A 12,671-nucleotide genomic window follows, 5' to 3' on the forward strand; every position below is an offset into this window, starting at 1 on the left:
TATATTATCCTATATAATATAGATTTATATTATTATATAAGTTTTTAGTTATATATGTTCTGCTAACCACGAACTTGTTTTTAAACAAATCTATTTTAACATTTAAATTCTAGTAAAAATTCTTTAAAATTGTTTATAGTCATATCTAATGTTTTAAGGCCATATTCATCTTTTTTTACTCCTTCTGCACCACCATCTTGTGACCAAAGACATGCACCTAAATTAGCACCAAAAGCTCCTCCACTTAGAGGTATAATCTTATTTAATAAGTAAAAAGTATTAATTTGTTGAATAGCTAATTCTTGGCCTCCTGTACGGTCACCGCCAACAACTATTGAAATACCTACTTTATTTTTAAAAATATCTAAATCTTCCATTATTAAAGCTTGACATCTATCAATTATTGCTTTTAATTGTGCTGAAATACTTCCAAAGTGTATAGGGCTTGCTAAAATAATTCCATCAGATTCTTTAAGTAATGAATAGATTTCATTCATATCATCATCAATTGAACATTTTCCCCTTGTTTCTACACAGTTATCACAGTGAGTACATGGATTTATATTTCTATCTCTTACAGTTATGAATTTTGTTTCAAAGGATTCTTCTTTTTCTAATTCACTTAATGCCTTTTTTAATAAAAATTCACTAGCTCCCTCTCTTGGACTTCCAGATATTCCAATTATTTTCATTTTAATCTCCTCCATTCTCATTACGAATTTTTATTAATTTTTTTATTTTTATTTTTAACTATTTTTTATTTTTTTTATTTTTCTTTAAATAATTTTAAACCCTATTTTTATTTTTTTTATTTTTCTTTAAATAATTTTAAACCCTATTTTTTTATTTTTTGGCTTTCTAGAAATCATTATTTTTATTGAATTTATCTTAATCTGTAGATATTATAATTTGTGTTTTTGAGTTTTGTTTCTGGTTTTCTTGTTCTAATGTATTAACTTTTTTCTTATTTATTTAAATTTTTTAAGATTTTGATGCAGATATTCATAATAATCATTATTGATTTTATTTATTCTTTACTATTAATGTTTACTGCATTTGTTGTTAATCTTGCTATTTCTATTTCAACCTATTTATTATATGTTTCATTTTGTCTATTATGTGATAGCTTGTTGGTTAAAAAATATGGTAAATGGAACTATTTATTGTTTTATTCGATACTGATTGAATGCTCTTGTTTCTTATGAATTAGTCGAGAAAGAAGATAAAAGGACTGTTTACAAGTTTTTAAATAAATCATTGACGAATCAGTCTAAAAAATGTATTATAACTGATTTAGCAGTGGAATATCTGGCTATAATTGATAAAATCAATATCAAATATCATTTTTGCAAGTTTTATACTAAATAAAAAATAAATAGGGATATAAGGAACTTTTTAAAAGAAAATAAAGTCCTTGAAGAAGAATTAGCTTTAATATAATTGTTTAAAGAAGATGTTTTTAAGATTTTAAATAGTAAAACTATTAAAAATTCTGAAAAAATAAAAAATAAGTTTTTTAAGATAATTAAAGAATCATTAGAGCTTATTTTTATTATAGTTTCAGATTCAATTATTTCTGAGTTTAAAAAAATTAAGTGTGGTATTTTGGATAGTAAAATAGAGGATACAATTAATAAAATTGAAAATAGTTTCTTAAAGTCACTTCCAAGAGATATTAAAAATGTTTAAAATCAGAAAAAGGAATTTTAACAAGATATGCATTAAAAATCGAATATTGGAACACACAACTCGAATTTCTTATAAACCCTCAAGTTTGAAAATGCCTTCAATCTTTATATTATTGTTCTTATAAATATATATTTGTAGAATATGAAGCTCATATATGTTATATTTTGAAAGAGATATTTTATGAAATGAAATATTTAATTTTATATTTTCCAAATATAAAAGAAAAGATAAATTAATTTTTTATTAATCATATAATTGTTGTTTTTTTCATTATACCTAAAATATCATTTAGTTTATTATTTATTTTTTAACTTTTTAATATAACCTCTTATCAACAATTACATTATGAAAAGAAAAAAATAAGGTGAGAAAGATCTTAGAAGAATTAATATCATTGTTTATAAATAAATCTGATTTTTTCTTAGAATTAACTATTGAACACTTAGAAATTTCAATAATTTCAATAGCACTTGCTATTATAATTGGTCTTGGTCTTGGTATTACTGTAAGTGAATATCCTAGAAATAAATGGATTTTAACTATTGTTAATCTAATTTACACTATCCCTTCAATTGCATTATTTGGTTTTCTAATTCCAGTAGCTGGTGTTGGTGATACTAATGCAATCATAGCCCTTACAATTTATGGTCTTTTACCAATGGTAAGAAATACCAATACTGGTATTAAAACTATTGATCCAGAAATCATTGAGGCAGCTAAGGGTATGGGTAGTACTGATAGACAGATTTTGTTTAAAATTAAATTACCACTAGCTTTACCCCATATAATGTCTGCTATTCGTAATATGACCGTTATGACTATTGCTCTAACAGGTATTGCATCATTTATTGGAGCAGGTGGTCTAGGTGTAGCTATCTATAGAGGAATTACTACAAATAATATGTCACTTGTATTAGCAGGAAGTGTTTTAATTTCCATACTTGCAGTTGGAGTAGATTTTATTCTATCATTTATTGAAAAAGTAACTGCAGTAGGTCCTTCTAGAAAAAAATTCCTAAATTTCTTTAAAAACAAGAAGGTTATTGCAATTATCATAATCATCATAGTAGCTATTAGTGCATATGAAATTTATGAAGATTATGGTCATGAAACTATAAATGTTGCATCTAAATCCTATACTGAACAATACATACTAGGATATATGCTAGAGGAATTAATTGAACATGATACTAACTACCATGTAGAGTATAGTAGTGGTATCTCTGGAGGATCATTTACGATACAGGGAGGTATGCAGAATGAGGAATTTGACATGTACTCAGAATATACAGGTGTTGGATGGATGAGTGTACTGAACAATGGTGGAGTTTATAATGAATCCATGTTTAACAATTTAAAAGAAGAATTCAAGAATAGATATAATGAAACTTGGCTAGATTCATATGGATTCTATAATAACTATGCAATTGCAGTACCTAATGATCTTGCAGAGGAATATAATCTTAAAAGTATTTCAGATCTATCAGCAATATCTAGTCAATTAAGCTTTGGTGCTGAATCAGATTTCTTTTCAAGGGCAGATGGATATGATAATCTATCAAAAGTTTATGGACTAAAATTCAGGGAAACTATGGATTTAGATGTAAGTCTTAAATATGATGCTGTTGAACAAGGAAAAATTGATGTTGTAGAGGTTTACACTACTGATGGAAGATTATATAACTCAAATCTAACTATACTAGAAGATGACAAACATTTCTTCCCTTCATATTACTGTTGTCCAGTAATTCGTCAAGAAACTCTAGAAGAACATCCAGATTTAATTCCAGTACTTAATAAATTAAGTGGAAAAATCACAGTAGATGAGATGATACACATGAATTATGAAGTAGATGTGGAGAATAAAGATCCTAAGACTGTTGCTCATGAATTCTTACTATCAAAAGGACTAGTCTAGGAAGTGTTAGTATGACTGATAATATAATTGAATTTCATAATATTTGTAAATCATATAATGGTAATGAAGTTATTTCCAATTTAAATCTAAATATTGAAAGGGGAGATTTTCTAACAGTTATTGGTAGTTCTGGCGGTGGTAAAACAACCATGCTTAAGATGATTAATCGTCTTATAAATCCTAGCTCTGGTAAAATTATTATCAATGGAAAAAACATAGAAGATATTGATGCTGTAAATCTAAGACGTAAAATTGGATATTCTATCCAAGGAAACATGCTCTTTCCACATCTTACAGTAGCAGAAAATGTTTACTATGTTCCTGACTTAATTCGTGAAGATGAAAAAAAGGGAAGTGATAATAATATAGAAAGTAAGGAAACTTATATTAAAAATAAACAAGAAAAACTTTCCCATTTAATGAATGAAGTAGGCTTGGATGATTCTTATCTTAAGAGATTTCCACATGAATTATCTGGTGGCCAACAACAAAGAGTTGGTATTGCAAGGGCAATAGCTGCAGAACCTAATTTATTACTTATGGATGAACCATTTGGTGCTATTGATGAAATTACACGTAATCAACTACAAAAACAATTAAAACAAATACATGACAAAGAACAACAAACAATTATCTTTGTAACTCACAATATAAGTGAAGCACTTTTTTTAGGTAAACATGTTCTAGTAATTAATGATGGGAAAATAAATCAATATGGTACACCAGAAGATATTTTAAATAAACCAGCAACTGAATTTGTGGAAAAACTCTGTGAAAGAGCAAAAATACTTAAAAAGGAATTGGATCTTAACTAGATTTAATTCCTACTTAAAATCTCATCTTTTATAAAAAGAGCATTGAATTTAATTCAAATAGTAATTTTAAACTTATTCATTATTAAGTAATATTTATTAATTGTTGTGGGGCTATTTTATTTTTTATGTCATTTTTTTTAAATTTATTTTTCATTTTACATTCAATTAGTTTTTCACATAATTTTTAAAATTATAAAATTTAAATATTATAAAAAATATATATTAAATAAATAAAATTTATTAAATTTTATCAATATTGGTATTTTTTTAATTAGATTTATAATTTAATAATTTATTTTTCAAATATATTAAAAGGTGTCTATATGGATTTCGTAAAAGGTGTTGTTAAAAAATATTTTAGGTCATATAATAGGACTTTAAAGGATGGTACTAAAAAGACCTATAAAACAGAACAGATTCAAGTAACAATACCTAAATCAGATAATATATTTGAGGATAAAGAAGAAGTTATTATTTTATCTTCATCACAAGCTGAAGAAATTGAAGATAGTATAGAGATGCAAAGAGCTTTAGAATTATTTAATACTATGGTTGAAGATGATAACCAACAATTAGAAGATGAATTAAATAAGCTTAAAGAAGAATTAGAAATAAATAATTCTAAGATAGATGATTATAATTCCGGAATAAAAGATTTAAAATTAGAATTAGAAGAATATAATAAGAAAAATCATTTCTTAGAAGATAAATGTTCTGATTTAAAAATGCAAATTGAAGAGGATAAAGCCACTATTGAAAGCTTAGAAAGTAAAATAAAGGATAAAAACTTTATTATTTCTGATTTAAATGATAATTTAAATAAACTAAATGAAAAAATTGATGCAAAAAATAGCAGTTTATTAGGCTCTAATTTTATTGGGGAATCTAATGAAGATGATGTTATCGCTCTAAGCCCGATTCAGTCAATTGCTGATTATGATTATACCCATTACATTGATCTTCAAAGACAATACATTGCTTTATTAAATAAATATGAAAAATCCCAAGAAGATTTGTATAATGAAAAAGTCAAAGTAATTCATTATAAAAATTTGCTTGATAAATTTAAAAACTTTATTTTAAGAATACAATAATTTAACTACTTATTTTACTTATTTTTTTTACTATTGTTATTCTATATTTTCCTAAAGTTTTTTATTTTAAAAAATAGTTTTTCTTATTTATTAAGTTAAATTATTTTATTAAAAGTAGTTTTTCTTATTTTAAGTTAAATTATTTTATTAAAAGTAGTTTTTCTTATTTATTAAGTTAAATTATTATTAAAAATAGTTTTATGGGTTAAAAATTTAAAAAAAGATAGAAGTAAAACTTCTAGATCTCATTTTTATTAAATTATCTCATATGTCCTCTGTAACCTATCTCTTCTTCATCATTCTCAATTTCATCATCAGGATTCGGATTCCATCTTTTTAAATTAGGTAAAAAGTTACAAAGAATTCCTGTTGCTTCTTCTTCACGCAAATCCGGATTTTTTTTAAGCATTCTTTGTGCATATCTGATAATCATTTCATTTACAGTTATATCTGGCTCTGTAAACTCTCCATTTTGGAAACAATCTTTACAATAGTCTTCATTTTGACTACCGTCCTCGTTAGTTCCATAATCATTTCTTCCCATAGGCTTACCACAAGAATTACAAAATGCCATTTTTTCACCATTTTTTACTTTTTAAGTTTAAATTTTATAAAAAACTGATTTTAAGTTTGGATATCTTATAATTTAATATTTAATATTAATTTGATTATTTTTTAGAAAAATCAAAAATTATTTAAAAAAAATAGCTAATTAGAAAAATCTAATTAGCTAATAATGCTTAAATAATTTTAGTCATTTACTGACTTTTTAAATTTGTTCATCATCTTCCATTACTACTCTCATGTGGTTTGGATCTACAGGCATATGAGCTAAGAAGTCTTCTGCAGCTCTTCTTGGGTTGCCAGAACCAATGATGTATCTTCCTGCGATGATGATATCTGCACCTTTTTCAAATGCTTCTTCTGCTTTTTCAGGAGTTACTCCTCCAGCTACAGCAACCTTAGCACCACTAATTTCTTTAATTTCTTTAATGTTACCCCAAGCACTTACATCATCAAGGTTTTTACCTTCTGCTCTAAGTTTACTTTCTAAGTCAACATTTCTGTGAAGAAGAACGATATCTGGCAATAAATCTTTATTGATTTTTGCTAATTTATCAGTAAAGTTATCTACATTCATCATATCGAGGATAGAGTAAATACCTTGTTTTTTAGTTTCGTGAATTGCTTTTTCAATTGATTCAATAGTGCCGAGACCGGAAATTGCTACTGCATCAGCAGTTTCATCTGCAGCCATTTTAACTTCAACTCTTCCAACATCTAAAGTTTTTAAATCTGCAATAATGAATGCACTTGGAGCCAACTCTCTAATTTTACTTACTACGCCAACACCGAATTTTTTAACAAGAGGAGTTCCTGCTTCAAGGAGGATTCTTTCTCTGTTAGGAAGTTGATTAATAATTCTTTCCATAAGTTCTAAGTTATCAAGGTCAAGAGCAACTTGTAAGTAAGGTGGTTCGTAGAGTTTGATAGCTTTGAATCCCATAATTGCATGGGTTCCACGATCTTTTTCATATAATACTTTATCCATATCTGGGTATCCATCTAATGCTCTTTTAATTGCTAATTTAGTTGCAGCATAGTTGTATTGGTAAATTTTTCTGTAATCTTTAGCATCTGGACTAATAAACACACTAGCATTAATTACCCAATCTTCAGCTTTCTCTTTAGGAATAATTCCTTCTTCCACACAATCAGCTACAGCTCTACCTACTGCAGTTTGAGCTGGTCCAAATATTTTACTTGCATCATCCATATCACTAACAGTTACTTTAGGAATAATTATGGTAGCTGGTTTGGTCATTAAGTTAGGTCTAATTACACTAAGTAATGGAGTGTGTCCAACAGATAATTGGCTTAATCCATTAGCAAAAGCATTTCCTACAGGACCATCTTTTTCACCAATAAGTAAATCAACATGTGCTAATTCGTCTCCGTCTCCAATGAGAGCTTCTCCTATAAACATTTCATATCCTCCAATTTAAAGATAAATAAATATAACCATGATTTTTTCAATTTAAATCATTTATTTTAAATTATTTAATTTAGTTTAAATATTAAAATATTATGCTATATATTGGGATATTATTATTTTAAGAATATATTTCATAATATAGTAAGTATTTACACAAATATAATTTATGATTTTATATAATATATAGTTAAGTAATTAATAAAAAGTTAAAAATAGTTCCTTAGAATGAGAATTATAATTTAAATAAAAAGAATAAAAAAATAATAAAAAATAGAAATTTGCGAGTAAATTACCAAATACCTAATAAATGTTGTAGAATTAAACTTAGAATAGTTATTGATATCCAACAAGTTCCACCAATTAATAAGGGTTTTCCTCCAGTTTTAACAATTTTTACAATATCACTATTTAATCCTATAGCAAGCATTGCCATCACAATTAAAAATTTACTTAATTCTTTCATAGGAATAAATAAATTAGAATCTACTCCTAAAGCAACTGCTATTGTTGTTATTATAGATGCTAAAATAAAAAATGCTACAAATGTTGGAAAAGCTCTTTTTAAACTAAATCCTTCACTTTCATTACCCTCATTATCTCTATTATTATCTCCATTATTATTATCTTTTTTACCAATAACATAAGATAAAACAAGTGTTATTGGAATAATAGCTAATGTTCTTGTTAATTTAACTGTTGTGGCCTTATCAAGTGTAGAACTACCAAGTCCCCACATATTATCCCATGTTGCAGCTGCTGCTGTTACAGATGATGTATCATTAATAGCTGTCCCTGAAAAGATACCAAATGCATCTCCATTTAAAGTTGAAAAACCAAGTATTCTACCAAGCATTGGGAAAATAATAGCTGCAACTACATTGAAGAAAAAGATTATTGAAATAGATTGTGCTACTTCTTCATCCTTTGCACCAATTACAGGAGCAGTTGCAGCAATTGCAGAACCTCCGCAAATAGAGGATCCAACACCAATTAAAATTCCTGTATTTCTCTCTAATTTTAGGATTTTCATCATTATATATGCAAGAATAAGAGCTATAAATATTGTACCTATAATAATTGGGAGGGATTGAATTCCTGTTGCAACAATAGCACCTAAATTAAGTCCAAAACCTAAAAATACAACCGCTAATTGAAGAATATACTTAGATGTAAAGTTGATTCCTTCTTCTAGATTTCCCTTATCTCTCCAAAAGATTGCTATAATCATTCCAAGTATGATTGCAATGATAGGTCCCCCTATTATTGGGAACAAATTACCTAATAAAAATGAAGGAATTGCAATTATAGAACAAATTATTAATCCATATAAAGTATTTTTACTTAAATTTAGCATAAAATCAGCTTGTTTAGATTTTTTAAAAGATATAAAAAATAAATTATTTTTAAGACTATTTTTTTAAGAATTTCTAAAAAGTATATAAATAATATTATAATTTTTAAGAATTTTAAAGGGATTAGTAAAAATAATATTTTAAAAAAAGAGTTTAATAAGTTGAATTTAATCAACTTATTTTTATAATTAATCTTATTTTCATTTAATAGATTTATTTTTATTAATTAAAATTATTTTAAATTTAATTATTTAAAATTAATTCTATCTGCAACGTTTCTTGGTAATGGAAGTCTTCTATAAGGCATTCCTTTGGTTTCTTCTTTAACTGCATTAATAAGTTCATCTGCAGTCATATCAACTTTTTCACCAGTTTTTCTTACAGTTACAGAATAATTATTAGTTTCTAATTCCTTATCTCCAATTACAATGATGTAAGGAATCCATTCTTTAGAAGCCTTTCTAATTTTCTTACCTACTCTATCATCACTATTGTCAACATCTACACGAATATCATTAGCTGAAATAGTATCTGCCAATTTATTTGCATAGTCAAGATGTTTTTCACCGATTGGTAAGATTCTAACTTGTGATGGAGATAACCATAAAGGTAATATAGGTGATTTTCCATCTTCTTTTGCAGTATTTTCAAGTAAACTACAAATAACTCTTTCAATACTTCCAGTTGGAGAGCAGTGTAAAACAATAGGGTTTTGAACATCTTCATTTTCATCGATATATTCAATACTAAATCTTTTACCACTTTCAACATCTATCTGTACAGTAGGATTTTCAATAGGTCTTCCTAAGTAGTCAATAGCTGCAAAGTCGATTTTACAAGACCAATAGTGTTTTCTTTCAGGTAAGATTTCTAAAAGTAATGGCTTACCAATTCTTCTAGCAGTTGCTTCCATCCAATCTTTATGTTCTGCATAGAAGTCTTCAGTAGCTCTAAAGATTGCCTCATAGTTCACTTCTAAATCTATTCCAGTTTGTATACACATATCCACTTGTGAGTCAAATTCTTTTAAAGTTTGTTCCATATCAGTACAAATACTGTGCATATCTGGCATAGTAAATGCTCTAAGTCTCTTAAGACCTACAACTTCTCCTCTTTTTTCAAATCTAAAGCTGTAGGTAGATAGTTCATAAACTTTAGCAGGTAAGTTTTTCCAGGTTAAAAATGATTCACCAAGAACTCTAAATGCACCGAAACAACATGCAAATCTAAGCATTAAATCTTTTTTAGTTGCAGTTTTATATTGTCTTTCTCCAAATTTAGCTGCATGTACTCTAATAGCATCATTTGCAAGGTCATAGAAGATTGGAGTTTCAATAGGCATTGCACCTAAATCTACAACAAAGTTATAAACATAATCAGCAAGTAAATCACGTATTAATCTTCCCTTTGGATACCATTTAAGATTTCCAATATCAGATGCAAGTTCATAGTCACATAATTCTTTTTCTCTCATGATTTTAACATGTGGAGGTTCTCCTTCATCAGAAGCTCCTTCACCTAATTCATATGCAACTAATTTTTCTAAATCAGAACTTTTATAATTGTATTCTTTAGGTTCGATTGCTTTTCCATTATCAAAAATTAACCATTTAGATGGTTTTTTCTCTTTTTTCTCTTCCTCTTCTTTATCTGAGCTAATATTTCTTGAAAGTTCAGATAATGGGTGTCCTTTACATGAAATTTCAAATGCTTTATACCAACCGAATGGTACTCTAAATACATCTAACCCTTCTTCTTTAAGTGCATCTTCAGCATCTTTTAATATTTGAACTGCTACTTTTGGTGCACCAAGTGATGAAGATAAGTGAGCATATGGGTATAAAACGATTTTTTCTGCATTAACTTCTTCGTTAGTTTTTTTAACTTCAGCAACTAAGTTACGAGCAATAGCTTCTGGATTTTTTTCATCTTCTTTTTCAATTGATGAGAAAACGACTAAAGCTTCTTCAAAGGCACCATTTTTATATGATTCTTCAATTTCTTCAGCTACTGGAGTTTTGTTTTTTACTTGATATTTTATATAATCAGAGTGAATAAGTAAAACTCTCATATTTTCACCGTTTTTAATTTTAAAAATAATTTATCAGATTAATATAATGAATTTTATATTGTAAAATAAAAAAATAAATTTTTAAATAATTAGATAAGTGTTAGTTTTTACAATATTATAATACAATATAAGTAGTATAATATTTATGATACAATATAATAGTATAATTTTATTTTTTATATTATTTAATTATTGGTAATAATATAAAGATTTTTTAAAATTTTTTCATTTAAAAAAAGTAGGATTTAGATTAATAAATACTAGCCTAAAATCCTAGTCTAAAATCAAATTTATTAGTCTAAAATTAAATTTAAATCAAGATTTTCTCTAGATGCATCTTTAAAAGTAGCTAATAAATTATCATCAAGTGCTGAACTATCTTTTATAATGATTGTTTTATTGTATAATTCACTTAAACAGTCAAACAATGCATCAAGATTTTCACCATAATAATCTGGGAAATCTAGTTTTTCTTTAATATATTCATGAGGATTTTCTTTCATCTCTTTCCCATATAAGACTATTTCATTCATATTATCTATCATTTTTTTTAGCTTTTTCCTAAGTCCTCTATTTTCTAATATTTTATTTGTCATGTTTTTTCCTAGCTATTTTTGATTAAGATTTAGTAATTTATTTAAGAGTTTTAAATCATCTAATTCAAGTTAAATGCTCAAAGCTTGCATAATGATCTCCAGTATAATAAACCTCATAGTCATCAGTAGAATAAACTATTCTTTTAGGGCCTCTACTATCTGCTCCTAAAGTGTCGATATCACATTCTTTATAAGCATGATTTACAGGTAAAATAGATTGACGATTTGAGAAGCTGTCCCCTCCAATACATTTTCCAGGTGCATATTTTTCTACACTTCCGCCATGCCACCCAAGAGATCTTGCCTCACTTTTAGTTATATAATTTGAAGGAAGTTTGTGATATTCCTTAATATAGGTTGCAACTTCTTCTTTAGAGTCATAGGTTCCATCTTCTGTTATATTAAGAGCATTCACATCAAGTGTACTATTATCAAATGATGGTTCATCTCCAATACATCCACTTACTGCAACAACAGAAAGTAAGATGATTAAGATTAATCCAATTATTTTCCAGTTTTTCATTTTTAACCCTTTTATCCTTTTGTTTTTAAAAACATTCCTAATTTTAAAGAATATAATAGTATTAATTTAAAAAATTTTAATTAATTTTATTTTTATTTCTCTTTTAATATAAGTTTATAAATTCTTTTGTCATGTCTGATTTTTATATCTTATTTTTATATTTAACTTAATTTTAAAAAAGCTTCTTAGTTTATTTAATTTTTAACTTAATTTTAAAAAAGCTTCTTAGTTTATTTAATTTTTAACTTTTTTAAAAAAGCTTCTTAATTTATTTAATTTTTCTTAAACTATGGCTCTTTCAAAAACTTTGTTGATGAACTTGATTAAGTTTTCGATTTTCATTCCAAATCAAATCTCCGCGATAAATTCTCTTTAAAACACCACGAATAGTCTTAAAAGTTCTTTTTCTTGATTTAGGCATAGTTTTTTGAAAAGCATTTTCAAGCTTATTAGTTGTTCTCTCAATTTTCTTATCTTTTAAATGATAAATAAAGCTTTTATACCTAGAAACAATAAATTTTCTTATAATTTCATAAATAACATTATGAAATTCATTTTTACGATAAATTAAACCTTGTAATTCTTTTTCAGCTTCATAATAATCATTTAAATCAAAT

General features: G+C 26.4%; 10 protein-coding genes and 1 pseudogene. 3 read left to right on the forward strand and 8 right to left on the reverse strand.

The window, feature by feature from the left end:
* Nucleotides 1-95: 95 nt before the first annotated feature.
* A complete protein-coding gene (locus tag BM020_RS06600) occupies nucleotides 96-692 on the reverse strand; it encodes a flavodoxin family protein (protein WP_074798641.1) in 597 nt (198 codons plus the stop codon).
* Nucleotides 693-2,062: 1,370 nt separating this feature from the next.
* Here BM020_RS06600 and BM020_RS06610 point away from each other — a divergent pair.
* The 3 genes from BM020_RS06610 (at nucleotide 2,063) to BM020_RS06620 (ending at nucleotide 5,516) form a co-directional block, all read left to right on the forward strand.
* Nucleotides 2,063-3,607 carry an ABC transporter permease/substrate-binding protein gene (locus tag BM020_RS06610; protein WP_067149194.1) on the forward strand — a complete coding sequence of 515 codons (1,545 nt, stop codon included), beginning with the start codon at nucleotides 2,063-2,065 and terminating at the stop codon, nucleotides 3,605-3,607.
* Nucleotides 3,608-3,618: 11 nt separating this feature from the next.
* Complete coding sequence (locus tag BM020_RS06615; protein WP_074798643.1) at nucleotides 3,619-4,422, forward strand: ATP-binding cassette domain-containing protein; 804 nt, start codon at nucleotides 3,619-3,621, stop codon at nucleotides 4,420-4,422.
* Nucleotides 4,423-4,745: 323 nt separating this feature from the next.
* Nucleotides 4,746-5,516, forward strand: coding sequence for a hypothetical protein (locus tag BM020_RS06620; RefSeq protein WP_074798645.1), 771 nt, complete (start codon nucleotides 4,746-4,748; stop codon nucleotides 5,514-5,516).
* Nucleotides 5,517-5,775: 259 nt separating this feature from the next.
* Here the strand turns inward: BM020_RS06620 and BM020_RS06625 are convergent, their stop codons facing one another.
* The 7 genes and pseudogenes from BM020_RS06625 to BM020_RS06655 form a co-directional block, all read right to left on the reverse strand.
* Nucleotides 5,776-6,090: a zinc ribbon domain-containing protein gene (locus tag BM020_RS06625; protein WP_067148497.1), complete on the reverse strand. Its 315-nt coding sequence runs from the start codon at nucleotides 6,088-6,090 to the stop codon at nucleotides 5,776-5,778.
* 195 nt (nucleotides 6,091-6,285) lie between these two features.
* On the reverse strand, nucleotides 6,286-7,503 hold the full coding sequence (locus BM020_RS06630; RefSeq protein ID WP_067148501.1) for a bifunctional 5,6,7,8-tetrahydromethanopterin hydro-lyase/3-hexulose-6-phosphate synthase: 1,218 nt from the start codon (nucleotides 7,501-7,503) through the stop codon (nucleotides 6,286-6,288).
* 298 nt (nucleotides 7,504-7,801) lie between these two features.
* The gene (locus tag BM020_RS06635) at nucleotides 7,802-8,866 is read right to left on the reverse strand and encodes a YeiH family protein (protein WP_074798647.1); all 1,065 of its coding nucleotides are present in this window, start codon (nucleotides 8,864-8,866) and stop codon (nucleotides 7,802-7,804) included.
* A gap of 245 nt (nucleotides 8,867-9,111) precedes the next feature.
* Nucleotides 9,112-10,935, reverse strand: a complete 1,824-nt coding sequence (locus BM020_RS06640; RefSeq protein ID WP_074798649.1) for a threonine--tRNA ligase — start codon at nucleotides 10,933-10,935, stop codon at nucleotides 9,112-9,114.
* Nucleotides 10,936-11,228: 293 nt separating this feature from the next.
* Complete coding sequence (locus BM020_RS06645) at nucleotides 11,229-11,531, reverse strand: barstar family protein (protein WP_234970531.1); 303 nt, start codon at nucleotides 11,529-11,531, stop codon at nucleotides 11,229-11,231.
* Between the two features lie 64 nt (nucleotides 11,532-11,595).
* The gene (locus BM020_RS06650) at nucleotides 11,596-12,054 is read right to left on the reverse strand and encodes a ribonuclease domain-containing protein (protein ID WP_074798651.1); all 459 of its coding nucleotides are present in this window, start codon (nucleotides 12,052-12,054) and stop codon (nucleotides 11,596-11,598) included.
* Between the two features lie 298 nt (nucleotides 12,055-12,352).
* Nucleotides 12,353-12,671: pseudogene (locus BM020_RS06655) on the reverse strand (DDE-type integrase/transposase/recombinase); the annotation flags it as partial.

The sequence above is a fragment of the Methanobrevibacter olleyae genome (assembly GCF_900114585.1).
Taxonomy (GTDB): domain Archaea; phylum Methanobacteriota; class Methanobacteria; order Methanobacteriales; family Methanobacteriaceae; genus Methanobrevibacter; species Methanobrevibacter olleyae.